The 26035-nt window shown below is 44.4% G+C and carries 25 protein-coding genes; 6 read left to right on the top strand and 19 right to left on the bottom strand.

What is annotated here, in order from left to right:
* The coding region (tssI, locus tag C5470_RS11845; protein ID WP_166289145.1) for a type VI secretion system tip protein TssI/VgrG at window positions 1–854 on the bottom strand (854 nt) is incomplete at its 3' end.
* A 700-nt stretch (window positions 855–1554) separates the two neighbouring features.
* On the opposite strand from tssI, the gene C5470_RS11840 reads away from it, so the two are divergent.
* Entirely contained in the window at window positions 1555–1866 is a 312-nt protein-coding gene (locus C5470_RS11840) for a hypothetical protein (RefSeq protein ID WP_166289142.1), read from the top strand.
* A 135-nt stretch (window positions 1867–2001) separates the two neighbouring features.
* Here C5470_RS11840 and flgL read toward each other — a convergent pair whose 3' ends face one another.
* From flgL to flgB, 11 genes are all read right to left on the bottom strand, one after another.
* Window positions 2002–2967: a flagellar hook-associated protein FlgL gene (gene flgL, locus C5470_RS11835; RefSeq protein WP_166289139.1), complete on the bottom strand. Its 966-nt coding sequence runs from the start codon at window positions 2965–2967 to the stop codon at window positions 2002–2004.
* Between the two features lie 82 nt (window positions 2968–3049).
* Window positions 3050–4693 carry a flagellar hook-associated protein FlgK gene (flgK, locus tag C5470_RS11830; protein ID WP_166289136.1) on the bottom strand — a complete coding sequence of 548 codons (1644 nt, stop codon included), beginning with the start codon at window positions 4691–4693 and terminating at the stop codon, window positions 3050–3052.
* A 130-nt stretch (window positions 4694–4823) separates the two neighbouring features.
* The gene (gene flgJ, locus C5470_RS11825) at window positions 4824–5765 is read right to left on the bottom strand and encodes a flagellar assembly peptidoglycan hydrolase FlgJ (RefSeq protein WP_166289133.1); all 942 of its coding nucleotides are present in this window, start codon (window positions 5763–5765) and stop codon (window positions 4824–4826) included.
* Entirely contained in the window at window positions 5765–6874 is a 1110-nt protein-coding gene (locus C5470_RS11820) for a flagellar basal body P-ring protein FlgI (protein WP_166289130.1), read from the bottom strand. Before C5470_RS11820 ends, flgJ begins: the two co-directional genes overlap by 1 nt.
* A gap of 12 nt (window positions 6875–6886) precedes the next feature.
* The gene (locus C5470_RS11815; protein WP_036849019.1) at window positions 6887–7639 is read right to left on the bottom strand and encodes a flagellar basal body L-ring protein FlgH; all 753 of its coding nucleotides are present in this window, start codon (window positions 7637–7639) and stop codon (window positions 6887–6889) included.
* Between the two features lie 72 nt (window positions 7640–7711).
* The gene (gene flgG / locus C5470_RS11810; RefSeq protein WP_036849017.1) at window positions 7712–8494 is read right to left on the bottom strand and encodes a flagellar basal-body rod protein FlgG; all 783 of its coding nucleotides are present in this window, start codon (window positions 8492–8494) and stop codon (window positions 7712–7714) included.
* Between the two features lie 23 nt (window positions 8495–8517).
* A complete protein-coding gene (locus C5470_RS11805; protein WP_166289127.1) occupies window positions 8518–9273 on the bottom strand; it encodes a flagellar basal body rod protein FlgF in 756 nt (251 codons plus the stop codon).
* 18 nt (window positions 9274–9291) lie between these two features.
* Complete coding sequence (flgE, locus tag C5470_RS11800) at window positions 9292–10506, bottom strand: flagellar hook protein FlgE (protein WP_166289124.1); 1215 nt, start codon at window positions 10504–10506, stop codon at window positions 9292–9294.
* Between the two features lie 27 nt (window positions 10507–10533).
* A complete protein-coding gene (gene flgD, locus C5470_RS11795) occupies window positions 10534–11226 on the bottom strand; it encodes a flagellar hook assembly protein FlgD (protein ID WP_166289121.1) in 693 nt (230 codons plus the stop codon).
* 12 nt (window positions 11227–11238) lie between these two features.
* Window positions 11239–11643, bottom strand: coding sequence for a flagellar basal body rod protein FlgC (gene flgC, locus C5470_RS11790; RefSeq protein WP_166289118.1), 405 nt, complete (start codon window positions 11641–11643; stop codon window positions 11239–11241).
* 5 nt (window positions 11644–11648) lie between these two features.
* The gene (gene flgB / locus C5470_RS11785) at window positions 11649–12062 is read right to left on the bottom strand and encodes a flagellar basal body rod protein FlgB (protein ID WP_166289115.1); all 414 of its coding nucleotides are present in this window, start codon (window positions 12060–12062) and stop codon (window positions 11649–11651) included.
* 231 nt (window positions 12063–12293) lie between these two features.
* On the opposite strand from flgB, the gene flgA reads away from it, so the two are divergent.
* From flgA to C5470_RS11765, 4 genes are all read left to right on the top strand, one after another.
* Complete coding sequence (gene flgA, locus C5470_RS11780) at window positions 12294–12953, top strand: flagellar basal body P-ring formation chaperone FlgA (RefSeq protein WP_166289112.1); 660 nt, start codon at window positions 12294–12296, stop codon at window positions 12951–12953.
* 125 nt (window positions 12954–13078) lie between these two features.
* Window positions 13079–13381: a flagellar biosynthesis anti-sigma factor FlgM gene (gene flgM, locus C5470_RS11775; protein ID WP_046976502.1), complete on the top strand. Its 303-nt coding sequence runs from the start codon at window positions 13079–13081 to the stop codon at window positions 13379–13381.
* An 11-nt stretch (window positions 13382–13392) separates the two neighbouring features.
* Window positions 13393–13833, top strand: a complete 441-nt coding sequence (locus tag C5470_RS11770; RefSeq protein WP_166289109.1) for a flagella synthesis protein FlgN — start codon at window positions 13393–13395, stop codon at window positions 13831–13833.
* A gap of 395 nt (window positions 13834–14228) precedes the next feature.
* The gene (locus C5470_RS11765; RefSeq protein ID WP_166289106.1) at window positions 14229–15359 is read left to right on the top strand and encodes a hypothetical protein; all 1131 of its coding nucleotides are present in this window, start codon (window positions 14229–14231) and stop codon (window positions 15357–15359) included.
* A 149-nt stretch (window positions 15360–15508) separates the two neighbouring features.
* On the opposite strand, the gene C5470_RS11760 is transcribed toward C5470_RS11765, so the two are convergent.
* The 4 genes from C5470_RS11760 to C5470_RS11745 form a co-directional block, all read right to left on the bottom strand.
* Entirely contained in the window at window positions 15509–16996 is a 1488-nt protein-coding gene (locus tag C5470_RS11760; protein WP_166289160.1) for a hypothetical protein, read from the bottom strand.
* A 32-nt stretch (window positions 16997–17028) separates the two neighbouring features.
* Window positions 17029–17451, bottom strand: a complete 423-nt coding sequence (locus C5470_RS11755; RefSeq protein ID WP_036848994.1) for a hypothetical protein — start codon at window positions 17449–17451, stop codon at window positions 17029–17031.
* Between the two features lie 18 nt (window positions 17452–17469).
* Window positions 17470–19038 carry a Kelch repeat-containing protein gene (locus C5470_RS11750; protein ID WP_166289103.1) on the bottom strand — a complete coding sequence of 523 codons (1569 nt, stop codon included), beginning with the start codon at window positions 19036–19038 and terminating at the stop codon, window positions 17470–17472.
* A 100-nt stretch (window positions 19039–19138) separates the two neighbouring features.
* Complete coding sequence (locus tag C5470_RS11745; protein WP_166289100.1) at window positions 19139–19663, bottom strand: hypothetical protein; 525 nt, start codon at window positions 19661–19663, stop codon at window positions 19139–19141.
* Between the two features lie 899 nt (window positions 19664–20562).
* Here C5470_RS11745 and C5470_RS11740 point away from each other — a divergent pair.
* Window positions 20563–21657: a Fic family protein gene (locus C5470_RS11740; RefSeq protein ID WP_036848991.1), complete on the top strand. Its 1095-nt coding sequence runs from the start codon at window positions 20563–20565 to the stop codon at window positions 21655–21657.
* Window positions 21658–21853: 196 nt separating this feature from the next.
* Here the strand turns inward: C5470_RS11740 and C5470_RS11735 are convergent, their stop codons facing one another.
* From C5470_RS11735 to flhB, 3 genes are all read right to left on the bottom strand, one after another.
* Window positions 21854–22273 carry a hypothetical protein gene (locus C5470_RS11735; protein WP_166289097.1) on the bottom strand — a complete coding sequence of 140 codons (420 nt, stop codon included), beginning with the start codon at window positions 22271–22273 and terminating at the stop codon, window positions 21854–21856.
* A 457-nt stretch (window positions 22274–22730) separates the two neighbouring features.
* Window positions 22731–24812 carry a flagellar biosynthesis protein FlhA gene (gene flhA / locus C5470_RS11730; RefSeq protein ID WP_166289094.1) on the bottom strand — a complete coding sequence of 694 codons (2082 nt, stop codon included), beginning with the start codon at window positions 24810–24812 and terminating at the stop codon, window positions 22731–22733.
* Window positions 24805–25956, bottom strand: a complete 1152-nt coding sequence (flhB, locus tag C5470_RS11725) for a flagellar biosynthesis protein FlhB (protein ID WP_166289091.1) — start codon at window positions 25954–25956, stop codon at window positions 24805–24807. The genes flhA and flhB overlap by 8 nt, the downstream gene beginning before the upstream one ends.
* Window positions 25957–26035: the final 79 nt, after the last annotated feature.

Here is a 26035-nt window from a genome sequence, read left to right as displayed (position 1 = left end):
TCACGGCGGAGGGCTTCCAGACGATATTGACTGATCCGCTGTCCCGTCCCGTCTTTATAGCGCCCGGGAAAATCGTAGTAACGGTAGCTGTGCAGATCTGAGCGTTGATGGTGAAGCTGACGTTCATGATAGAAATACTCGGCGGCCCAAACGGGATTTTTAAAGGTCCGATCGCGCAAAGCAACACGCGCAATGCCGACCTGTTCACGCCAGCGAAATTGATTGATACAGCATTGGCTTCCTGTCTCATCCCATCCGGGATGGTAAGGCAGTGAATGGTTACCATTTATTCGATGAGAATCAAAAAAAGCCACTAACGGTTCACCTGGCTCCGGGGTGAACACAAAGTAATAAGATATCCCTTCATCCGCCAATAAGCGCTGGAGAAACATCAGGTCGCTTTCATCATACTGAACACAAAATTCCCGTTCAGGATGTTCATAACGCAGGTTACACGCGAAGTTCCTGACACCATTTTCTTTCAGCAATTTTTCGACAATATCGGTCACGGATTGGCGCTGAAAAATGCGGGAATTCACCCGTAATCCCGCACGCCATAAACCCGGATGAAGTGTCAGGGAATAATGACTGCGATGGCGACCTGTTGTGCTTTGTTCAAACTGAGTCACCATCCCGGTGACACTGCGCTCCGGTTGCCCGTCGCGATAAACGGTCAATGTAGCGGAATTATCCAACACATCAGCAAAGTCAATATCCGGATCAGCGCTGGTTAACGTGGCTTCCAGGCAGAATAATGTTGACAGCGCTTCATTCAGGGTAAATTCAACCACAGCAAAAGTTTGCTCCGGGAGATTACCTACGGTGAGGGTAAAAACCAGTCCTGAATCCGCCATTACATTCCCCCTAACTGAGCAAGATAAACGCTCAGGAAATGAAAGAAATCGCTTAAAATAACCATAATCTCACCTTCATTGACTCAATGATTACCGAACGTGTTTTACCGGCAGGTTAATCATCCCAGCTTTTCTCTGCCCTACTTTGATCGGGCGTTTACCATTCCTACAGCCCAAAATTATCAACAGCTATTGGCTTGGTTAATTAACATACGAATGGGAGAATAGAAAAGGGAAGGAAAAATCGACTTATTTTTTAGAAATAACAAGATTTTCTTCTAGAAAAAATAGGAATTCGTGCAAGATATTAACAAAAAATTCTAATATATTTAATAAGTTACAATTAAAAACATCGACTTAGCTGGCTAATAATATTTTCGCATTATATTCAAAAATAAAACTCAAAAGTAAAAATAAGTGCATTGCGCACTATTTTTAAATACTTCTACATGTATCTCATTGTATTCCAAGCTTCGACGCCTTGAGGTTAGGACCATTTTATGGATTCATGCTATTTCATTATTCTCTCCATCTATTGAATTGGAACTTAAGCACAATAAATTAATTTATCCTATTTATTTTAATTCACTGACAAATTTCAATATTTAATTACCAAGAAGAAGTGTTAAGTTAAATTAATAAAATAAGACCACCTGCATCATATGCAGACAAACAACCAAAACAATAAGGAAAAAATAATATGAAAACACAACTTATAATAATAAACCCTAATCAATCCTTTGATATTTATACTAATGGAAATATATTAGTCCCTTCCGGGAATGAGCCTAATTTCATTATAAAAAACAAAGGACCAGCGCCAATTAGAGCGGAAAACTATTGGGCATCCCCATTCGGAAATTATAATCTGTATAATTCTATAGATATCCTACCCGACGAAAGTAAAGAGATTTTAACACCTAATAATCCTATTTACTTCTATAAAGTTATAGCCATCAATCTCAGCAATATTCAACACGCAGAGGCTGAAGTTACTATGCTCATCAAATAGTAATCAGGATCTTTTGTAAAATATAATCAACACCCGAAATAGTTAATAGGTTTCAATTAGAAAATCAATTCCATTGAAAATAATCGCTGGCTTAAACCAGCGATTATTTAATAAGAGATAAGCAGGAAAACAGAATTAACGATATATTTCAAACAACGACATGCCTTTCATATCGGTAAATGTCTTATATGATGCCTGAAGCGCAGCTTGTTGCTGATAATAATTAGAAATCGTCGAGTTCCATTCCACATCGACCAGTTCACTCAAACGGCTTTTATTTGCCAGGCTACGTTCTGCGCCCAAACTGTCTAATTCTTCAATTTCTCTCAGTTGCAAACCAAGTACTGATTCCACAGAAGAAATATTATTCAGCGTATTGCGGGCACCACGGTTTGCCTTATTCAACAATTCCAGCGCATCATCACGGGTTTCTTGGTCTGCCCCTTGGAGTGGCGTTCTTAATGACCGAATCGCCATGTCGATAGTTTTGAATATATCAGATTCACTGGGGCTGCCATCCGGCTCTTTTACCGGGTTACTGGTAGAAGAGAGAAATACCTGCTCCCCGGTATGCCCGATAATCATAGAACGGTTGCTATCCACTTTCTGAGTCATTTCCTCATAGCCACCGTTGTAACTGACTACACCGCTTTTACTCTCATCAAAAGGTTTTACATCCGTTTTATAGCCGGAAAAAATATAGCGGCCATTACCATCGGTCGAATTACCCAGATTAACCAGTTGTTCTTTAAAACCTTCCAGTTGGGTAGCCAGCGAGTTACGGTCTTCATCACTCAATACACCGTTTACTGTGGCGACAAGGCTTCCACTAACATTTTGTACGACACCAACGGCTTTGGATACGACGCCTAATTGCATAGAAATCGCGTTCCTGGCAGATGAACGGGCCATCATATATTGCTGATTCTGAGATTCAGCCTGAGCAACCATCACGCCCTGAGACGCGGCCATAGGATCATCTGATGGGTTTATCACTCTTTGACCACTGGAGAGCTGTGCTCCCTGCTGCATCCATTTTGACTGGGCCAAAGTGATACCAATCATTTTCTGGTCGTACAATATATTGGTACTTACACGCATAATATCACTCCTTTCAAATATTCAGCTAAATGCCCAGGATATCTCGCTACCCTCAGGCTATTTTTAATAAGTGCCACGTTTATCAGTGACGGAGATCTAAAATGGCATTAAACAGCGTTGAGGCGGTCTGGATCACTTGTGCGTTCGCCAGATAATATTGCTGCAAACTCTGCAACGCGCCGTACTCTTCATCCATATTGACACCAGAAACAGCTTGCTGTTCAGCATAAAGCTGCTTAGTAATATTGTTCTGAGTTTTTAAATCAACATTGGCAGTGTTGGTCTGGTTACCAATCGTACTGACCATCGAAGCATAAGCGCCGGAAAATGAGGCTTTACCATCGACCAGTTTTTTGCTCTGCAATTCAGCGAGTTTTTTTACATTGACGTTATCACTTGGCCCGGAGTCTTTCGTACCGGCAGCAGCAAATTGTGACGCGTCTTTAACATTAACTTCCATGCCGCCAATAACACCACTGACCGCTTTTAGTGTGTATTGGTCATTTGCTTGTGCATTGGTTGAATTAATTTCAACTTTCAGTCCATCAAATTCCAGTGTATTACCCGTCACTTTGGCAGAAATATCTACTTTATCAGAGGCACGTTGTATTTTCCAATTAGCGCCGTCGTAGCTGATATGGTAATCACTGGCTTTTACTACCGAGGTATCTGCATATTCCACTTTAAAATCGGCAGAACCTTTATTTTTGCTATTGGAAATAACATCCGGGTTATTAAATGTGAAGAAATCCTGACCCTGTTTACCTTTCAAATCAAAACCAGAACGGTGAACCTGATTAAATTGATCGCCCAACACTAAGGCTAATTGGTTTAGCTGATTACGGGAATTATCCAGTACTTCACTACGCGCCCGTAATGTGCCACTTAATTCACCTTGATTAATGAATTTTTCATTAATCTCAACTACATCACCAAAACCACGATCATAACCCAGCGTGATGCGGTTACTATTCGCATTGGATGAAACAGCCTCTACTTTATATGCGGTTGTCCCCTGAACCAGAGTCAATCCACCCGCAAAAGTCACATTATAAGAACCGCCATCCTGCTGAGTCACGCTCACACCAACCAGCTTATTCAGCTGATTGACCAATTGATCCCGCTGATCCAGTAACGAGTTTGGTTCAGCACTGCTGCCACCTCGCATTCGGGTAATTTCACCATTCAGTTTGGCTATTTGCTCAGCATAGTTATTGATAGAATCAACACTATCCGTTATGCCCTTATTGATGTTGTTTTCCATATTACGCAGGAAGGTATCCGTACTTTTCAACTGGTTTACCAGCCCCTTTGCGTTACCGATAGTTGTTGTTCTGGCTGCGTCATCCTCAGCATTACTGATGACATTTCTTAAACTGGTAAAGAAGTCATCAATGGTGTTTGAAAGACTATTCGCTTTATCTGCCAGCAAATTATCAATCTGGGAAATTTGCTGGGAATATGTGGTCAATGCACCTTGTTTCGCCTGAGAGGCAGAAAGCTGATTATTAATGAATTCATTATATTGACGGTTAATACTGGTGACAGTAACACCATTTCCCATAAAACCAATGGATGTCATCGTACCACCATTTTGATTTATAACTGTTGATTGCCGGTTATAACCGGGAACACGGGCGTTTGTGACGTTATTACTCACTGTTCCCAGAGCAATCTGAGCAGCCTGAAGGCCACTCATCGCGATATTAATAAGACTGTTGGACATCAGTAGATCCTTTTGCGTTTTAGTTATGTCTGCGCTGGTGGCGGCAAACAACCCTTCAGATAGGTAAAAACAGTGTCTGAACTGTTATAATTTATCGGCTGAACTCAATAAAACTTGAGCAAAATGTGGATCAGAACAGTTTACTCAAATCGTGGGTATACGCTTTTACCGCCTGTTCTCCTGCACCTTTCAGCTGTTGAATAACAGAAACCAGTTTTTTCGCATAGCCGGGATCGGTTGCATAGCCCGCCTGTTGCAGAGAATAAGCCCCCTGCTCCGGCGTAACTGAACTGGCAACGTTGGCGTAACGGGGGCTTTCTGTCAGTAACTTGACGTAATCGGTAATCGCTTCTACGTAAGAATCATACACACGGAAGTTATCCTTCATTTTCTGTGGTTCGCCGTTAATATATTCCGTAGTCAAGATATTGGTTACCGGCCCTTTCCAGCCTTTACCCGCTTTAATACCAAACAAATTATGGCTTGGCTTACCGTCGGCAGTCAGGATTTCCCTTTGCCCCCAGCCCGACTCCAGCGCAGCCTGAGCGATAATCAGCAAATGAGGAATACCACTGCGTTGGCTAGCTATTTGAGCGGGAATAGAGAGCGTAGAAACAAAGTTGGTACTGTTCAGGGGGAGAGGCTTAGGTGCTGCCGCAGGTTTCGGCACCGTCCGGCGGATAAATTGCTCAAGCGCCTGTCTTGGCAATGTTTGCAAAACGTCGCTATCCAGTGTCATGGGCATTTTCCCCGCCATTTCACTAGGCGCGGTATTGGCGTTAGAAAGCTGTTTTAGCATCATATCGGCAAAACCCAGCCCCTTCTGAGACAGATTCTGGGCAATTTGCTGATCGTACATCGAAGTATAAAGACGTGTCTGTTCACTGCTCAGCATGCCATCTTTAGGCAGCGCCGAACGCATACTTTTCAGCATCATCTCAACAAAGATGCCTTCCATTTGTTGGGCTACCTGCCGTAGCCCTTGTTGTGAATCTTTCGCCAAACTGGATTTCAGCGCGTTAACCGATTGTACGTCATAAGCAGCGCCGGACAGGGTTGAAAAATCACTCATCAGATGATCTCCAGTTTTGCCCGCAGACAACCCGCACTTTCCATTGCCTGTAAGATCGACATTAAATCATTCGGTGTAGCACCCAATGCATTCAGTGCCTGAATAACACTATTCAAACTCGCACTGGCATTAACCTTCTGCAATGCCCCTCCCTGTTCACGGACAGCCACACTGGGATTACGGGTGACAACGGTCGCGCCACCTGCTAATGGGGTATTTGGCTGATTAACAACAACCTGATTATCAACAGTGACAGAAAGATTTCCCTGAGCAACGGCACAACTATCCAGCATAACATTACGATTCATCACCACCGAGCCGGTGCGGGAGTTAATAATCACTTTGGCGTCACCCGCATCAACACGGATAGTCAGGTTCTGCACATGAGAAAGGAATTTAACCTGCTCGCTCTTATCCTTCGGCATACGTAATTGCACCGTGCGAGCATCCAGCGGCGTTGCTGTCCCCGCTCCGCGCATACGATTGATCACGTCGCTGATTTGCTGTGCCAGGGAGAAATCTTCGTTATTTAACTGCAAATTAAGTATGCCATTCTCACCAAATTGTGTTGGCAACTCACGCTCAATAACCGCACCGTTACTAATCCGGCCCCCCGCCAGCTGATTCACTTTCACACTGCTGCCACCAGAACTGGCACCCGCGCCACCAACCAGAATATTGCCCTGAGCCAGAGCGTATATCTGATTATCAATGCCTTTTAGTGGTGTCATCAGCAAAGTACCGCCACGCAAGCTTTTGGCATTGCCCAGAGAAGAAACCACCACATCAATATTCTGTCCGGCACGGCCAAATGGCGGTAATTTTGCCGTTACCATCACAGCAGCCACGTTTTTCAACTGCATATTGGTTCCTGGAGGAACCGTAATCCCCAACTGGGATAACATATTGCTTAAACTCTGAGTGGTAAATGGCGTCTGTGTGGTCTGGTCACCGGTCCCATCCAATCCAACAACCAATCCATAACCAATCAACGCATTTTCCCGCACTCCCTGAACCGTAGTGAGATCACGGATACGTTCCGCCGATGCGGTCGTTGTTATCAGAGTCAGCAATACAAGAAGAAGGCTGACAGCGAATTGTTTTATCATAACCATCCCCTTTTAAAACGGTGAAACATTCAAGAAGAAACGCTGTAACCAACCCATGTTCTGCGCTTCATTGATATAACCATTACCCACATATTCGATGCGGGCATCAGCGACCTGATTGGAGCTGACGGTATTATTGGCATTGATAGTCCGTGGGTTAACCACACCGGAGAAACGGATAAATTCTGTCCCTTGATTGATGGCAATCTGCTTTTCACCGATAACATGTAAGTTGCCGTTTGCCAGTAACTGATCAACCGTCACGGTAATCGTACCTCTGAACGTGTTATTGGCATTAGCCCCCCCTTTCCCGCCGAAAGTATTCTCACCCTCCATTTCCAGATCGGTTTTATCTCCACCCATTAACCCTTTCAGGAAACGGGGTGTCAGTGCGGCGGAAAACGTCGTTTTCCCGTTACGGCTGGCATTGGCGGAAGAACTTTTACTGGCGCTGACATTTTCCTGCAAGGTAATCGTCAGGGTATCGCCAATATTTCGGGGGCGGCGATCTTCAAATAACGGCTGATAACCATAATAAACAGGCTGCACTACCTGAAAAATGGCGCCATTAGGTACTGGCGCGGTTGCAGCAGAAGGTGCTGCGGTTGTGGCCCCCCCAACCAGCGGTTTTTGCGGGATATAAGCACAGCCCGTAAGTGACAATATCGCCAGTGCTATACTGCAACGCCATTTATTGGTCACATTTTTCCGTAAATTGCGGGTATGACAAACAACGCTAATCCCGGCCACAGCCATTGTATCCATCTTCGATACTCTTAATTTATCTCTGAATAACGGGGAAATCGCGTTCCCCCGTGGTTCTGATTGATGATTAGGTTACAACTGAGTCAGTTTTTGCAGCATCTGATCAGAAGTCGACACAGCCTTACTGTTTATTTCATAAGCCCGCTGCGTCTGAATCATGTTGACCAATTCTTCAGCCACATTGACGTTAGATGTTTCTACATATTTATGTATGAGCAATCCAGCGCCATTTATTCCTGGTGTATTTTCAGCCGGTACTCCAGAGCTGTTGGTCTCCAGATAAAGGTTTTCACCCATACTTTCCAACCCGCTGTCATTGATAAAGGTTGTCAGGGTAAGTTGCCCAACTTGCTGAAGTGCCGATTGCCCCAGTATTTTCACACTGACAACACCATCACGGCTAATGGCGATATCCGTCGCGTTATCAGGAATGGTAATGGTAGGGAATATCAAAAAACCACTAGCGGTAGTCAACTGCCCATTTGGATCTTCCTGAAATGAGCCGTCGCGAGTGTAAGCACTGGTACCATCAGGTAGCTGAACCTGAAAGAAACCCTTCCCTCTAATGGCAACATTATGACTGTTATTAGTTTCAGATAAGTTTCCCTGACTATGTATACGTTCTGTTGCTACCGGACGCACCCCGGTACCTATCTGTAAACCAGAAGGTAAGCGGGTTTGTTCCGATGTCATCGCTCCTGGTTGACGAATGGTCTGGTAAAGCAGATCTTCAAAAACGGCACGCTGGCGTTTAAAACCATTGGTGCTGACGTTTGCCAGATTATTGGCAATCACATCCATATTGGTTTGCTGGGCATCCAACCCTGTTTTAGCAATCCATAATGATCGGATCATCGATTTTATCCTCTGTATCTAAATCAACTCATTGATAACAGTTGATTAGCACGTTGTGCATTTTCATCTGAGCTATGAATGACTTTCATCTGCATTTCAAAACGACGGGCGTTGGCAATCATACTCATCATACTTTCCATCGGGTTGACGTTACTTCCTTCAAGAGTACCGGGCATTAATTTCACCTCATCGCTGGCAGGTAAGACATCACCCTGTAACGCTTGTGCCTGTTCAGTCATATGGAAGAGACCATCATCACCACGGACAAGTTGATTGCTCTCTGGTTTTACCATTTTCAATCGACCAAGTTGCCCTAATAGTGTTGGCGGATCACCGGGAACCAGTGCAGATAGCGAACCATCAGCTGCCAGGGTTAATTCAGCGTGCGGAGGAACCTCTATCGGGCCATTATCACTCATCAACAAGTTACCTTGGACAGTTAACTGACCTTCCGCTGAAATCTGAATGCTGCCGTTACGCGTATAAGCCTCAGAACCATCTTCAAGCTGAACCGCCAGATATCCTCCTTGCCCAATCGCCACATCCAGCGGACGCGCGGTATAGTTCATCGGCCCCTGACGATGGTCAACGCCCGGTGTTGAAGCCACAACCAAAGTGCGGGTGTTATAGGCAGCCCCTTCAACAGGAACCGCTCGCAATGCAGCCAGTTGTGCCTTAAAACCCGGCGTTGACGCATTTGCCAGATTATTCGCCGTCACTGCCTGATGTTCCAGTGTCTGACGAGCACCGCCCATTGCGGTATAGATGACATGATCCATAATGCTATCCTGAAACTATCAACGCAAACTGACCAGAGTTTGCAGGATCTGATCCTGAGTTTTAATGGTCTGGGCATTGGATTGATAGTTGCGCTGTGTCACGATCATATTGACCAGTTCCTGACCCATATCAACGTTGGATGATTCCAATGTACCACTGAGCAATTTACCAAAACTGCCAGAGTTCGCAGTCCCCACCACCGGGCTACCTGAAGCACCGGTTTCTGACCACACGTTGTCACCCTGCGCTGCCAGCCCTTCCGGGTTAGCAAAGTTAGTCAGTACAATCTGACCAAGCAGCTGAGATTGCTGATTGGAGTAGGTACCGATGACACGACCATCATCCTCAATACGGTAGCCACTAAACTGACCAGCGGCATAACCGTTCTGGGTGGGTTTGGTTACGCTGTCAGCATCAATTTTTTGTTGCCGGCTGTTATTAAAATTAATAGTAATATCCGAAGCCAAAGAACCATTCAGCGAAGGAACGTTAAACGTGAACTGGTTATCATTACCAATGACTCTACCGTTACCATCAAATTTCAAGGTTCCAAGTGAAGCTTCTTTAGCACCGGCCACATCCCCATCCCGCGCATAAACTTGCCATTCATTATCATTTGTTTTTACAAAGAAAACGTTAATACCATGCGGGTTGCCCAGACTGTCGAAAACCGTGATCGTGTTAGGGTAGTTATAAGAGTCTGGCTTGTCTGGCGAGAAAGCTTCCGTTGGTACTTTATGCATCGAATTAAGGTTCACTTGCATAGTCACCGCGGTTGTCGCTTTAGCCAACAACATATCCTGAGATACAGTAATCGCTACCGGGTTAGCGCCCTTCTGAACCTGTGGTACCCCCCCATTGATACTCACTGCTGGATAGCCTGTCAGCTTCATGCCTTGCATGTTGATAATGTTACGGTTCTCGTCCATTTTGAACTGGCCGTTACGGGAGTAGAAGATCCCGCCATTATTATCTTGCATACGGAAAAAACCACTTTGCGTGATTGCCAGGTCGAGAGGGCGGTTGGTGGTAGTTGGCGTACCATCTTTAAAGTTCTGGTTAATACCCGACATTTTTACCCCCAGACCCACCTGAGAGCCAGCAAAGATGTCAGCAAAAGCAGCAGTACTGGATTTAAAGCCATATGTCGCTGCATTAGCGATATTATTACCTATAACATCCAGATTAGCTGACGCTGCATTCAAACCACTCACTGCTTGTGAAAAAGCCATATTACTCTCCGTTAAAATGCTTGTTTGTTAAAGAATCTGACGTACCTGATCCATCGTGACGGTACCAAACCGCCCTAAATCTAACTTAGCTCCGTCCGTGTCACGGGTAACGCCCTTCACAACAGCGAACATCAGTGGCTGAAACACTCTCTGCTCACCTTTATAACTGGCTGCAATGGTAATTTCATAAGCGCCATCTGCAGCTGTAGTGCCATCTTCTTTTGTACCATTCCAGGTAAAGTTATGGGCCCCCGCGTCCAACGAACCGATATCAATTTGGCGTACCACAGCCCCTTGTTTATCCGTAATGGTCACTTTCACACTATCCGCCGGTCTTTCCAACTCAATACCAAATGGTGTGGTACTGATCCCCCCTTCCTCGCTAGACCCCACCAGAATAGTATCTCCGGGGATCATAACGCCCCGACCAATCAAAGCTGATGCCTGTAACGACTGGCTATTATTAATTTGACCGACAATAGACCCCAGCGTGGTATTCAACTTTTCGATCCCTTCTAGCGTGTTAATCTGCGCCAAATGGGATGTCAACTCATTGTTCTGCATCGGGTTAGTTGGATCTTGGTTTCTTATTTGTGCAATCAGCAGTTGCATAAAGTTGCTGTTCAGCTCTTTGCTGTTCTTCTTTGTATTGCTGGACGATGCCAACTCCCCAACAGTGGTGTTATCCAGCAATTCATTCATTAAACTCGATATTCCCATGAGTCGCTCCTGTTACTGACCTAACGTTAATGTTTTTAACATGATCGATTTGGTTGTATTCAACACCTCAACGTTAGCTTGATAGCTGCGGGAAGCCGAAATGGTGTTGATCATTTCCCCGACCACATCAACGTTTGGCATACGCACATAGCCTTTTTCATCGGCCAATGGGTGACCTGGCTGATACTCAAGGCGGAAAGGGGTGGGATCATCAACAATTTCACTGACCCGGACACCGCCTGTTTCCTGCCCTGCCGGAGCAGCGACACGAAAAACCACCTGTTTCGCCCGATATGGCTGACCATCAGGCCCCGAAACGCTATCGACATTCGCCATATTGCTGGCACTGACATTTAATCGTTGGGATTGAGCTGATAATGCCGAACCGGCAATATCAAAAACACTGAGTAAAGACATGGCCTTTATCCTTGCTGTAAGACTGCTATCATGCTTTTAACCTGGGAGCTGGTCGCTGTCAGTTCAGCCTGATATTTCAGGCTGTTATCCATAAAATTACCGCGTTCCATATCCATATCCACTGTGTTGCCATCCATCGCCGCCTGATAAGGCACCCGATACAGCAAGTCCATCTCCATTCTCTTCTGAGGCTGAATTGGAATATGCCGATCCGATGTCAGCGTCAGCCCGATCCCGTTTCCGGTGACCCGGCCGTGCGCAATGGTTTTTTTCAGTTGTGTGGCGAAATCAATATCCCGCGCCTGGTATCCTGGAGTATCCGCATTGGCGATATTCGCGGACAATATTTCCTGTCGCCGTGATCGCAATGACAAAGCTTCCTGCTGAAAATGAAAGGCTGCATCTAATTTATCGAGCATATTCCTCCCTCTTGATGTGACGTACCTGTGTTATGAACCTTAATAGCGCAGTTCGCGATCGCGAAATTCGCAGTAAACAGAATAAACGCAGAAGAAAAAGCCTATCGGATGAATAGACGCTAATTGAATTGCTATTTATCCCATTGACCGATATTCAATGCAGGTACACTGTGCGCCACCCAACAGCCGCGGATTTATCTACTTTATTGACAGAATAATGAGAGCGAGAAGATGCAAGCTATAAAGATTATCGGGCTATTCGCGTTTTTCTTTATGACTCCGATGGCATGGGGAAATAATCTGCCCCAGGCTATAACGCATTATTTTCAGCAGATACACAGGGATAATCATCAAAAAGTTTCTGTTGAAATCAGAACACCGGAACGACAATGGCCTCAGTGTGAATCACCGAAAATTCACCCCGCTGTTGGTGGTCAAAACTGGGGAAATATCTCTTTACCTATCGTTTGTCATCAAAAACGCAAATTTATTCAGGTCGCTGTCAGCGTTACCGGACATTATTGGGTTACCCGCCGAGCACTCTCCCGTAATGATGTTTTATCAGAGAAAGATTTTCAGATAAGAAGCGGATTGCTGGAAAAACTACCGAACGATCTGATTGTTAACAAAAATGAAATAAAAAACAGTGTTGCTATACGCAACATTCCGGCAGGGCAGGCAATTACTCGCAACATGTTACGTCGCCCGTGGGCTGTACGGGCAGGTCAGAATGTGGGGGTGATTGTGCAGGGCAAGGGTTTTCAGATTCGCAATGAAGGGAAAGCTATTAATAACGCGGCAACTTCTGATAAAGTCAGGGTTCGAATGAATTCAGGGCAGGTTATAACCGGCCAGGCATTAGAAAACGGCAGTGTAAAAATCATGTTATAAGTTGCTAAAGTTTTCTTTTACTGTGCCGATATAACCAGCAGAGCATGATTTGCAGGTATGCAAATGGCATGTAACCTGCTCCGATCCATAGGTGAACCTATGCCTGGCCATAAAGGATAATGATTATGAGTATCGAACGCACTCAACCCTTATTAGCTATCGCTGCTGTTCAACAGCGACCTACTAATGAAAGCGCCCAGGGCACCCGAAAAACCTCCGGCGTTACGTTAAAAAGCAGTGATGCACAAGTAAAACTGAGCGAAGCACAAACAAAACTGGTTCAGCCAAGCAGCCAGGATATCAACATCCAAAAGGTGCAAAAGCTGAAAGAAGCCGTCGCTCAGGGAACCTTAAAAATGAACAGCGGTAAAATCGCAGACGCTCTGCTCAGAGAAGCCGCCGAAAACTTTCCGTATTATAAAAAGTAGTTAAACCCGCTATGGAAGAACTTCAACAATTACTCGAACAGCAAGTTACCTATTTAACCTCGCTGACCCAAATAATGGCGGAAGAACAGCGCATTCTGTGCGAGGGTTTTATTGAAGCACGAGATTTACACCGGGTAACAGAACGGAAAAGCTTTCTGTTATCCGCGCTTGGCCATTCAGAACAGCAGCGTCTTAATTTAAGCAAAGAATTAAAGACCATCGCGCCTTACGATAAGCAGCCTGTGTTTGCCACATTGTGGCAACAGATCGGCAAAGCAATTACCCAGGTTCGTGATTTAAACGCCCATAATGGTCTGTTATTAACCCAGCATCTTGAGCTAAATAGCAAAGCTATCGCTTTTCTAAAAAGCCACCACAGTCCCTCTCTTTATGGTTCAGACGGTCAGGCCACTCGTCATTCCATGCTTTCCGGCCATAAAGTCCAGGTTTGATTCAACGCATTACCGCCCATCGCGGTAGTGCGGTTTTTTATTGTTTTGATCGTATTTATAAGCACCGCCGCCTTCTTATTCAACCCGATCTTCGTAGCTGCTCACTGTGTCCTCAGGCATAAATAATTCAGACGAATATATTGTGAAACTGTTGTTGCAATCAGGAAAGAAAAGATGAGTAAAAATCACCACTTGTAAGCCAATATAACAATTGCACAACGATAATGTTTTGCGTGTTACAAAAATATATTGCAGAATAGGGGATAAACGACAACGGGTATTGACAACATCATTTTTAATCTTCAACAGTGGTTGATGATTATCAAAAGTCAGTCTGACTGATTAACAACGAGAATATTGTTCTTTCATTGATCTATATTGGGAATAACATATTGATGCACAAGCAACTAAAAAAAAGAAAATCGAGCGGACAACAGATACCAAAAACGCCTCAGCAACAATTCAAAACTTACTGGAAGTCCATCGAAAAATACCAATTGAAGATCGCCAAGCTACAACAGGAGCAGGACACGTTGTTCATGCGCTTTCAACAGGAGGTTTTGCCGGTAGAGCATCAATATATACAGTCTAAATATGATAAGACCGCACGGTTGCTTTCATTTGCCGATAAAAAATCGCTGGGGAAAAACCAACGGGGAGAATTATTTTGCTGGATAGAAGAAGAACTTGCTGAGTTATGTGCTTACCCCTTTAACGAAAACCTTGATCTCAATAAGTTGACCGATCATTTTTCCAATCTTCATGCGTTGAAAGAAGGGGAAATTCCGACATCAGAACAGATGGCTGATATCCGGCAGACGCTGGATGAATATTTTGATTTTAATGAAGAAATATCTGATGAAGAATTACTTGATATGATGAAAAGTCCTGAGAAAATGCGTGCCACCTTAGAACAACATTTTCAACGGGAATCAGAACATTTCTACGATGAATATGATGCAGAAGGCACCGATGATTTCGCCCCTGCGGAAGAAGACCAGAAAAAACTGGATGATTTATTTAAATCGCAGGAAGTGAGCCAAATGTATAGAAAAATAGCCAAGGTATTACACCCGGATCGTGAACAGGATTTGGATAAAAAAAAGGAAAAAAACCAGCTGATGGTACAGTTATCAACAGCCAAGAAAGATAATGATGTCTGGACGATAATAAACATGTACTACAAGTACATTGATCCAACTTTCAGTTTTCACAGTCGGGATATATATAATATCAATAAGTTGCTAAAAGCACGTATAGATATACTAGCCAATGAGTTTAATCAGCTAAAAAAATCTGATTCGTTACCGGGCATGATTTGGCGCACACTGGGAGGTAAAACATCGAAGGAAACAGAAAATAACCTCCGCGAACACTGCAAAAAATTGCGGCAAAATATAGAAAACGAAATCCAACTACGCGAAAGCCTGCGTTCACTCACCGTACTAAAAAGCTACCTTGCGGAACGACGTGATGCCTTTGAATTTGAACAGGATATTATCGACTATTTTTTCAAACAATATTGAATCTACTGAGTTTGACAGAAATTTCAGCGGCTTACTTATATAGTTTACCGACCATTAGCCGCACACTGCGTCAGTACATTACCACCCATTGTGGTAGTCCCATTTCCTTGTAATATATACAAAAAATGGGGCTATCCTAGATTAGACTATCATTTGATATTCTCAAAAACATAAACTGCACCGGCTTTGGATTTAGAATCAACACTTTCTGACGTTGCGCCAACTGCCAAACTCGTCCCCGCCTTATTCAGGCAGGCAACCTTACCAAGACCCTTGAAATAGTCTGGAGGACCTGAAGGGTCCAAAATCTCGCTAGGTGTTTCCATATTCCACTTATTATTCAGACAGGTATACACATACACACTGGAAGCCGCCCACACTACCAGACGATTTCCTACACCATTCAGTTCGATAGCGCTGCCAAAATACGTTACGCCGCCAGGAGCCGAAAACCTAACGGGATTTTCTTTATCCCAGATCCCATTCGTGCGCGTATACAGATAAACCTTCAAATTATCATCCGCCCCCACCGCCAGGCGATCTCCCTCTGCATTCAGGCTAAAAGCCCTGCTAAGACCACGTGAGCTATCTTCAGGGGCCTCGAACTTAATGGGGTTTTCACTATCCCAGATCCCATTCGTGCGTGTATACACATAAATCATGCCTCTTAGCTCGTAACTATCGTGGCAATGCACCGCCAGACAGTTTCCCGCAGCACTCAGGCGAGCAATCCAGCCAAACTCATAAGAATTCGAAGGGACCGGAAACTTAATGGGATTTTCTCTATCCCAGATCCCGTTCGTGCGTGTAAACATATGGAACGTAGAGTGGTATATGCCCCCAGCCACCAGACAGTCTCCTGCTGCGTTCAAGCTGACATTCACACCAAATAATTCACTGGCGCCCGGAGCCGGAAACCAAATGGGCTTTCTTACATCCCAGACGCCATTCGTGCGCGTATATACACCAACCATCTTTCCGCCATCAGCGGGCGCTCTATTTCCCAACGCCAGGCAATCTCCCGCTGCATCCAGACTGACATTAAATAAAGAGCTATAATATTCATTATGAATAGGCTCAAGCACAATAGGCGTGCTTGTACTCCACTCACCACTCTTCCGGCGCGTATATACACAGACTTTATTACCCATCCCAACCGCTAAACAGTCTCCCGCAGCATTCATGCTAACAGACCCGCCAAAGGATTCATTCTTCTTAGGGGGGGTAGAAACAATACGCGTCATCATGGTGCGTTTCAAACCCAACAACTGCGTGATCTCCATCCGCTCCCGCCTCGATAAACTGAAAAAATCCGCAAACTGAATCTGCCGAGCGGCATCCAATTTCAGATACCCTCCCCCATCAAAAGAGAGTCCACCTTCTGGCTTCAGCGATAGAGCCAAAGCACCTTGATTAGAGTTTAACCCGCCAGAATGCTGGGTGTTGAGGGTCAGTTTTCCTTTGTCATCTCGTTTCAGCCCTGCGGTTGGGACATCACCCTGAGCGCCATCAATGATTTCATATACCTTATATGCCTCATCAATCAAGTGGGAAAATGCTTCCGGCATCAGCCGAACACCAGACTTAAAACTCGCTTTCAATGAGTCAACAGTACTAATTTCTTTATCAGTCATAATATTTCCTCAAAAGCCGTATTAGACAGTCACCGTCATCTGTTTTCTGTTCGCTGTTTTCTGCCTTCTGTCTCAGCATTCAATAACAACTTGGCAATTTGTTCCCTCGTCTCCTCAGGAAGCAATTTAAAAGCTTGTGCTGAAACCGCTACAGTACCATCCACTGACAACGCCCCAGATTTATCCAACATCAATCCCCCATTGGGCTGTAGCCTTAACGCAAGCCCCTTCGGTTCCAACGCAATGCCATCACCAGTCTTAACTGCCAAACGGTTGTCGATAACCTGCAACCCAATTCCCGGATGATAAGCTTGATCACCATCCTGCCAACCAAAAAGCTGTCGCCACAACGTGGCCCAATCAATCAGTGAATAAAATGCCGCCTCAGTCGGGATCTTTCCAGGGGCGAAGTGGGTACTAAGCTGGCTAACCGTTTCATCTGTTATCTCTTTCGCCATCGTTTTTTCCTCATTTAGCTAATCGTAAAGGTAAACTTTCCCTTCTCCACTCTTCCAGCCACTGGCACCAATCGCCAACGTATTGCCATCACCACTGAGACAAACGCCGGCACCAAATTTATGGTTTAATTCCCCATCCAGCTCCAGTAATTTGCCCTGCATAATCCATTGTTCATCCTGATAGCTAAACCACCATACCGCACCGGTTTGCACACCTGTGTCATTTTTACCAACAGGTGTTGACACCACCAGTATCTGGCCGTCACTACTCAGAGACAACTCGCTGCCAAACCTTTCCCCGGCAGTCACCGCTTCTCTCAGTATCCCTATAACTTGCCATCCATTACGATGACGCTGGTACAAATAGACCGCACCAACATTGTTCTTCTCTCCCGGGCATCCCACCGCCAGAATATCGCCGCTATCGCTTAAGCTGAGACTGGCACCAAAGCCGTCATTGCTGTCGAGTGAAGGAGAAGTCAGCGAATTGAGTGGCGGTTGCGGCTGCCAGTATTCCCCGTGACGATGAAATATCGTCACTTCACCATTACCATTACGCCCCGTTGCCGCCACTGCCAAGGTTGAACCATCCGCACTCAAGCTCAGTTTGCCGCCAAACATATCGCCCTGTGCCGGAGAAGCTAAGGTCAAACGCTCACCAAGCTGTGACCATTTCTTCCCGTCATACTGATAAAGATACACTGCGCCGCAGTTAGTCAATAAACCCGATCTCCAGCCATAAGAGCCTACCGCTAATAGTGTGCCATCCGCGCTCAGGCTCACAGAACAACCGAAATGCTGCTGAACGTTCGCCTCACTAAGCCAAAGTTTGGCCGATTTTTCCCACGTGCCATTTGCCAATCTGTGATAAACGAACACTGAACCATGCCCACCATCACTGTTTCGGTTATCAATACCCACCGCGAGAACATTACCATTTCGATTCAGACTTAGCGCTCTGCCGCCATAACCACTGACGTAATCAGCGAATTGCTGCTGCCAACCGTTATCGGTATAAGAAAATAGATATACAGGTTCCTTAGCCTCTGCCCCACTAAGCGCGATAGTTTTCCCATCGCCGCTGACACTGACAACAGCGCCAAGGTTTTTATTGTTAGCGTTGGCCGGCAAGTCAAACGCGGGCAACTGCACCTTACTCGCTGCCATCTCCCCAGCATGAATCAGCCAACGGTAAAGTTCTCTTTGTTGTTCCTGCGTAAAACTCTCAAACAATTCCAGCGACAATTTAAAGTCGGGGCGTAATCCCAATTCGCCATTAATGAACTGTAAACCGCTGCTCTTATCAATATTGACAGCAATTTCACGGTCTTCTCCGATATGCACCCCTTCACCGGGATTCACTAAGAGTAAATTCACCTCATCCAGATCCCGATTCAATCCTGCTCCTGGATTATTATCGGGCTGAGCAGGATCCAGCCCGGCTAAACGCCGACCTTCTGCCGCTATTTGCACCAATTGAGTATAATTTTCACTTTTCGGCAGGGAATATAATTTAAACCAGGATTTAACCTCCTCTTTATTCAACAGATTATTCTCGCTGGATGTAGATGTCTTGTTGTGAGCCATTTAATACCTCCAATGCAGAATGGCAGATAAGTTAACGTTGTCACACTCTGTTTTATTCTTTTACTTTCGGGATAAACAATATTCCGGCTTTATCCCTCTCTTAATGTTTCTCTTTATTCCAATTAGCCGCTTTATCGGTAAACTTTGCCGAATCATCCGGCGTGGCAATATGTTTAACCCCCGAACCAGGCATTTCCTCTCTTGGTACAAACAGCACCTCTGCGGCTTTTAGCTGTTCGTAGTTCTTCTTACTCCAGAAGAGTTCTTCATCGGCAAACTTCGCCAAATCGTCAGGTGTGGCAACATGTTTAATACCCACACCACGTATTTTTTCTGCTGGTATAAACAACACCCTTACAGCTTCCATCTGTTCGTAGGTTTTCCCATTCCAGTAGTATTCTTCATCGACAAACTTCGCCAAATCATCGGGCGTAGCGACATGTTTAATACCCAGACCAGGTGGCGTTTCTCCTGCTGGCGTAAACAATACCTCTGCAATTTTCATCTGCTCATAGGTTTCTTTATTCCAGAAGAGGGCTTGATCGGCAAACTTCACCAAATCATCGGGCGTGGCAACATGTATCACGACAATACCTTCCTGATATAGCGGTGGTTCAATGGACATAATGTTTTCCTCATCAGAAACCCGTTCTTAGTTACCCTGCGATTTGAAACGATTTAACTTCTCTTATTGCCTCAGGTACGCTACCGCCATCGAAAAATATATTCCCGATAACACTTATTTAATATTTAACTTGACTATGTCACTGGTTTTTTGTGAGGCACGACCTGATATAATTAAGCATTGCGGAAAAGTGAATTTTTGCCAGTTATTTAATAAAAAATTAACTGCTTTTTTTTATAAAATATCACTTAAATAATATCCTCCTCACCACGATTATCGCAATAGCCATAAATTTAATTAGATTTAAATCAATTCATTAAAAAATTTATTGAAAAAACACAAAATAACCGATAACACACTAAAATAACATTATTTACACATAATCATTTGATTTTTACAAAATAAAAACACACCATTTAAATCATTAAGGAAAATTGCGAATATATTTAAATAATATCAAAATCATAATTATCCACATTAAATAATTCAGAATCTGAAAAATGATAAAACAGCCGTTAAGAAAAGTCGTTTTTTGTCTGTCCGCGTGGTTTCAAAACCTAGAAAAAAGGACAAACGCATTATGAAAAAACAGGTAAAAACTTTAATCAATAAAGATAAAAAGAAGTGTTTAAAGCTTTTATATAAAAGGTGGATTTAACTCAATAAATACTCTTTTTAAAGGACAGCATCACACTCAAGTGCTTTCTCCCGATTATTTTACACAGAAAACCATAAAAATAACGCAATAAAAAAGGGATAAGTGAGATCCCGCCCAACCCTCCATCAAGGTCAATAAGACCTTTATTGCCTTAAAAAACTGTAAATGAGTCAAATAAAATTAACATTCGCCTCATTTAGTGAGTAGAATAGAGGTCTTATTTAACTCATAGGTGAAATCAATGTGGATATGGAAACAACAGAATTGGCCTGAATTCCATTGGAATGCCGACGTTATTGCGCCATTACTACGAGACGTGCAGTTCAACCAAGGATTGTTATTAGGCAAATCTGAGTATGAAGACGCCAAGCAAGCAACGCTAGATAGCCTGCTATCCAATATAATTTATTCCAGCGAAATTGAAGGCGAGAGATTAAACGCAGCTTCTGTACGCTCGTCATTAGCGAACAGGTTGGGTATCACAGAAGAGAAACCTTATCCAACAACAGAAAGAACTGACGGCATTACCGAGGTCGCCCTTGATGTGATAGAAAACAGTGACTCCGAGCTGACCCTTGAGCGTATCCTCAGGTGGCATCAGTTGATGTTCCCCGCAGGATATATCCTGTTCAATCCGATACAGGGAGGTCAGTTACGCGAAGGGGTGATAGAAGTAGTATCCGGTCGTCTGGATAAGCCGACTGTTCACCTTGAAGCGCCACCACCGGAAAGAGTCGTCGCCGAAGTACTTCAATTCATAAAATGGTTCAATAAATCCCGAACAGATGCCAGCCTCGATCCCATCATTAGGGCGGCAATTGCTCATTTATGGTTTGTGACAATCCACCCCTTAGAAGACGGAAACGGGCGCGTGACCCGATTTTTGACAGACCTTGCACTCGCCCAAGCCGAAAACCGTTCAATCCGTTTCTACGCAATGTCAGTCAGTATTTGTGAGCATCGTAAGATGTATTACGAAATCCTTGAAAGCACTCAGAGAGGCAGCTTGGATATTACCGCCTGGATAGTTTGGTTTCTGAAAATACTGAATGAAACCTTAATAAACAAACTGAAAGAAATTAATCGAATTGTGTTAAAAGCTAAATTTTGGCGGCGGATAGATCAGACCCAATTGACTAAAGAGCAGGCAAAGGTATTAAATCGTATGCTGGACGGTGATTTTGAGCAGGGTATTAACAGCAGCCAATATCAAAAAGTGGCAAAAGTAAGTCGCCCCACGGCAACAAGGCATTTGGCACATTTGGTTAAGCTAGGCTGTTTAGAAAACACCGGAGCTGGCGGTCGTAGCACCCGTTACATTCTCAATTATATTTGAATTTATCCGGGATGATATAACCGCAATTAAACATAAAGAATATTAATCAAGTGCCGCTCACCACGATGAAGCATGAGAGTTACCTCACATTTTGTTTAAGATTTCAACATCTATATCAAAACCGGTAACTCTCAATCTTTCAAGGTCCTGTGTCAGATCAAGTCACGCCTAATACACATTAAACTAACTTAATCAATTATTTTCCAAATATCCTGGTCTTGGCTGGTATTCCATTTGAGAATCTTGTACTACTCCAGTCTATCTGATTAGGTGGTATACCGAATTTTTTCCATGTCAAATTAACGGGTACTCCAAGTATGCATGCAGCAATAAATCGATGCTGACCATCCAATATATGGGTAAGCCCTGTCTGGTTATTACGCCAGACAACAATTGATATTGGATTTCCCTTTGTTTTAAAGCTTTCTATTTTTTCGTCGACAACTTTTTGAAAAACTTCTGCCTGAGCGGGTAGTGGTGCTGAATTTCCAATATCATTTCGTCCTACAGGGCTGCCTTTTAATATTGATGTATCATATGTGTTCTCATTTCCTTTTAATTGAGGTCCGTTTTCTGTTTTTCTTGATGTTACGGGTTTTAACATATTTTTATACATATTTAACTCTCATCCTTTTGAATTGTTTAGAGCGGTAAATATTACTGAATTTTATTTTTTCGTCACCAAATTTGGTGTGTTATTTTTTATCTTTCCTTTATCATTATCATTCTTTAATTCAACATTCGACTCTTTAGTTTGTTGTGTATTATTCTTGCTCAGTATGATTTACTCTATTTTTCGATCTGTTTCGAAAGTTTTTTATATTTAGATAATATTAAAATCAAAACTAACAACATTAAAAAATTAATTATCACTCTCTTTACCAACCTATTCCCAAGCTCATTAATGATTATTATTTAATAATGAAAAAACCGAAGTGAATAGAAATTTCTCCGGCAGTAAATGTAAATATGATAAAAGAAAAATCTCACTTTTATCCAAAACGGGCAATTTTCTTAAAAAAGAATATTAAAGGCCATTTCGAATAAAATGGCCCATTATTTTATTGATACAACTATCCGTTACCACCAATGGTTGCTGTCATACGGATTTGACGGTTATCACTGATTTCAAGGTTAGATAAGACAACCAATTGAGGTAAAGTCCTTCGCAAAAAACGCGATAACAGCGGACGCAATGCATGATTAACCAACAGTACCGGAGGAGCACCCAGCATTTCCTGACGTTGCAGTGCTTCCGTTGCCTGCCGTTGCAGGTTATCCGCCAATCCTGGCTCCAGACCACCACCATTTTGCAACGCCTGAATTAACAAACGCTCAAGACCGGCATCCAGTCCGATGACCTGGATTTCCTGCGCTCCCGGGAACCACTGTTGAGCAATTGCCCGGCCAAGCGCGATTCTGACCACAGATGTCAGCTCATAAGGATCAGTTTGCCCCGGAGCATGTTCAGCCAGTGTCTCAATAATTGTCCGCATATCCCGAATTGGCACCTGTTCGGACAACAGGTTTTGCAAAACCTTATGCAGTGTTGTCAGACTAACGATATCGGGAATAAAGTCTTCCGTCAGTTTAGGCATCTCCTGACTGACACGCTCAAACAGTTGTTGAGCTTCCTGACGGCCAAACAGCTCATTGGCATATTGCGTCAACAGATGATTCATATGGGTAGCCACAACCGTACTGGCTGCAACGACTGTGTAACCCTGAACCTGCGCCTGTTCTCTGAGGCTGTCATCAATCCAAACCGCAGAGAGTCCAAAAGCCGGATCTTTGGTGATATCACCTTGCAATTCCCCTACTGCACCACCAGGGTTAATTGCCAGCCAGCGCCCCGGATGGGCTTCACCACGACCAATTTCTACCCCTTTCATTAGAATACGGTAGCCAGCCGGAGCCAGTTCAAGGTTGTCACGGATATGAACCACCGGTGGTAAATATCCCATCTCCTGAGCAAATTTCTTCCGAATGCCACTGATCCGCCCCAGTAATTCGCCATTCTGACGAAAATCAACCATCGGGATCAGGCGATATCCCACTTCCATCCCCAGCGGATCTTCAAGCTGAACATCAGACCATGAAGCTTCTGATGCCTGCTGTTGCTCTTCTACTTTTGGTTTTTCCGTATTCATCACCGGGCCATCAGCACGGCGATAGAGATACCAGCCAAGACCTGCCAATGCCGCAGTAAATAGCAGGAAAACAAAATTGGGCATTCCCGGAACCATGCCCAACAATCCGAGAACCCCCGCACTCAACATCAACACCCGTGGATTATTGAACAGTTGAGTCACCATCTGCTGACCAACATCCTGATCAGTCGCCACGCGGGTAACAATCACACCTGCTGCTGTCGAAATAATCAGGGCAGGTAACTGCGCCACCAGACCATCACCAATGGTTAACAGGGTATAGGCTTCCCCCGCATCCCCCAGACTCATGCCATGCTGGGCGACACCAACAATTAAGCCGCCAACGACGTTAATAACCAGGATCATTAATCCGGCAATCGCATCGCCGCGCACAAACTTACTGGCACCATCCATTGAACCATAGAAATCCGATTCCTGGGTGACTTCCGCCCGGCGTTTTTTCGCTTCCTCCTCACCGATCAATCCGGCATTCAGATCAGCGTCAATCGCCATCTGTTTACCTGGCATACCATCCAGCACAAAACGGGCGCCAACCTCAGCAATACGCCCTGCACCTTTGGTAATCACCATAAAGTTAATCAATATCAGGATAATAAAAACCACGATACCGATGGCGAAATTACCGCCAACCAGAAAGTGACCAAATGCTTCTACAACGTGGCCCGCCGCCGCAGAGCCAGTATGCCCTTCCAATAAAATAATACGGGTTGAAGCCACGTTAAGCGACAAACGCAGTAAAGTGGAAAACAGCAATATTGTCGGAAATGCGGCAAAATCCAGAGTACGCCGGGTAAACATCGCCACCAGCAACACCATAATGGATAGCGCGATGTTAAACGTAAACAGCAAATCCAGCATAAATGGCGGCAACGGCAGGACCATCATCGACAAAATCATGAGGATCAATACCGGCCCGGCAAGAATTTGCCATTGCGAACCTTTCATATTGCTCGGTAAACGAAGTATAGAGGCCAGATTAGCCATGACGATTATTTTCTCCAGCGAAATCCAGTGCTGGCGGCACTGGCAGATTTTCAGGTTTCTTCGGCTTCAAGCCGCCTTCCCGTTTCCAACGTTTCAATTGGTAGACCCAGGCAAGCACTTCCGCTACCGCCGCGTAAAGTGTCGCGGGGATATGTCCCCCAACTTCACTATGGCGATAAAGCGCTCTGGCAAGTGGCGGCGCCTCAAGTAATGGAATGCGGTTTTCTGTACCAATCTCTTTAATCCGCAATGCAATGCTCCCCGCCCCTTTCGCCAAGACCCTTGGCGCATTCATCGCGTTTTCGTCATATTTCAGGGCGATGGCATAGTGAGTTGGGTTGGTGACAATCACATCCGCTTTCGGTACATCCGCCATCATACGCTGACGGGCAGCCGTCCGTTGTTGTTGACGGATACGCGCTTTAACATGTGGATCCCCCTCTTGTTCTTTAAATTCATCCTTTATTTCCTGTCGGGTCATTCTCAGTTTTTTCAGATGGCTGTATATCTGGTAAACAACATCGAAAGCCACCATCGGTATCAACATGAAAACCACCACATAACCGGCAAATATCAGCATTTGCATTGCATCATCCAGTGCCAACAGAGGTGGTTGCGCGATCAGCCGTAACATGGCAGGCCAATTCATCCAAAGAAATAAAGCCGCGCCAATTCCGACAAACCCTGCTTTAAGTAACGCCTTGAATAATTCAGCTAACGCATTCATTGAAAAAATACGTTTCAGACCAGAAATAGGATTCAATTTTTTCGCATCAAATTTGATGGATTTTGTACTGAATACTAATCCCCCCAATAGTGCCGGAGCGCTTAACGCAACGAACACTAATCCAGCAAAAACCGGCAACAAAGCCCAAACAGCTTGCCGGAGCAACCTGCCAATCTGCTGAACCATCTGTTTATCATTGCTGACCATGCTGTGATCGAAGTTAAACCCCTCAAACACCATCAGCGACAATTCATGAGTAATTGATTGACCGCTTATCCAGAGCAAACTCAGGCCACTGGTCAGCATCAATATGGAACTCAGCTCTCTGGAGCGGGCTATCTGCCCCTCTTTCCGGGCTTTTTCCCGTTTATGAGGCGTGGGTTCTTCTGTTTTCTCAAGATCGCTATCTTCGGCCACGGCTTTCCTTGTCTGCGTTTAAAACATTGTCGGTCAGAAAATATGGAATTAAATAGCTGCTAGCATGACAAAAGAGAAA

The organism is Photorhabdus stackebrandtii (genome assembly GCF_011189495.1).
Classification (GTDB): Bacteria; Pseudomonadota; Gammaproteobacteria; order Enterobacterales; family Enterobacteriaceae; genus Photorhabdus; species Photorhabdus khanii.
Note: the sequence above shows the minus strand (reverse complement) of the source record. Positions and strands in the feature narration are given on the sequence as shown.

Excerpts from the sequence above, each read along its gene's own strand:
- C5470_RS11840 (WP_166289142.1), top strand. The coding sequence starts at position 1,555 with ATGAAAACACAACTTATAATAATAAACCCTAATCAATCCTTTGATATT.
- flgL (WP_166289139.1), bottom strand. The coding sequence starts at position 2,967 with ATGCGTGTAAGTACCAATATATTGTACGACCAGAAAATGATTGGTATC.
- flgK (WP_166289136.1), bottom strand. The coding sequence starts at position 4,693 with ATGTCCAACAGTCTTATTAATATCGCGATGAGTGGCCTTCAGGCTGCT.
- flgJ (WP_166289133.1), bottom strand. The coding sequence starts at position 5,765 with ATGAGTGATTTTTCAACCCTGTCCGGCGCTGCTTATGACGTACAATCG.
- C5470_RS11820 (WP_166289130.1), bottom strand. The coding sequence starts at position 6,874 with ATGATAAAACAATTCGCTGTCAGCCTTCTTCTTGTATTGCTGACTCTG.
- C5470_RS11815 (WP_036849019.1), bottom strand. The coding sequence starts at position 7,639 with ATGGATACAATGGCTGTGGCCGGGATTAGCGTTGTTTGTCATACCCGC.
- flgG (WP_036849017.1), bottom strand. The coding sequence starts at position 8,494 with ATGATCCGATCATTATGGATTGCTAAAACAGGGTTGGATGCCCAGCAA.
- C5470_RS11805 (WP_166289127.1), bottom strand. The coding sequence starts at position 9,273 with ATGGATCATGTCATCTATACCGCAATGGGCGGTGCTCGTCAGACACTG.
- flgE (WP_166289124.1), bottom strand. The coding sequence starts at position 10,506 with ATGGCTTTTTCACAAGCAGTGAGTGGTTTGAATGCAGCGTCAGCTAAT.
- flgD (WP_166289121.1), bottom strand. The coding sequence starts at position 11,226 with ATGGGAATATCGAGTTTAATGAATGAATTGCTGGATAACACCACTGTT.
- flgC (WP_166289118.1), bottom strand. The coding sequence starts at position 11,643 with ATGTCTTTACTCAGTGTTTTTGATATTGCCGGTTCGGCATTATCAGCT.
- flgB (WP_166289115.1), bottom strand. The coding sequence starts at position 12,062 with ATGCTCGATAAATTAGATGCAGCCTTTCATTTTCAGCAGGAAGCTTTG.
- flgA (WP_166289112.1), top strand. The coding sequence starts at position 12,294 with ATGCAAGCTATAAAGATTATCGGGCTATTCGCGTTTTTCTTTATGACT.
- flgM (WP_046976502.1), top strand. The coding sequence starts at position 13,079 with ATGAGTATCGAACGCACTCAACCCTTATTAGCTATCGCTGCTGTTCAA.
- C5470_RS11770 (WP_166289109.1), top strand. The coding sequence starts at position 13,393 with ATGGAAGAACTTCAACAATTACTCGAACAGCAAGTTACCTATTTAACC.
- C5470_RS11765 (WP_166289106.1), top strand. The coding sequence starts at position 14,229 with ATGCACAAGCAACTAAAAAAAAGAAAATCGAGCGGACAACAGATACCA.
- C5470_RS11755 (WP_036848994.1), bottom strand. The coding sequence starts at position 17,451 with ATGGCGAAAGAGATAACAGATGAAACGGTTAGCCAGCTTAGTACCCAC.
- C5470_RS11750 (WP_166289103.1), bottom strand. The coding sequence starts at position 19,038 with ATGGCTCACAACAAGACATCTACATCCAGCGAGAATAATCTGTTGAAT.
- C5470_RS11745 (WP_166289100.1), bottom strand. The coding sequence starts at position 19,663 with ATGTCCATTGAACCACCGCTATATCAGGAAGGTATTGTCGTGATACAT.
- C5470_RS11740 (WP_036848991.1), top strand. The coding sequence starts at position 20,563 with ATGTGGATATGGAAACAACAGAATTGGCCTGAATTCCATTGGAATGCC.
- C5470_RS11735 (WP_166289097.1), bottom strand. The coding sequence starts at position 22,273 with ATGTATAAAAATATGTTAAAACCCGTAACATCAAGAAAAACAGAAAAC.
- flhA (WP_166289094.1), bottom strand. The coding sequence starts at position 24,812 with ATGGCTAATCTGGCCTCTATACTTCGTTTACCGAGCAATATGAAAGGT.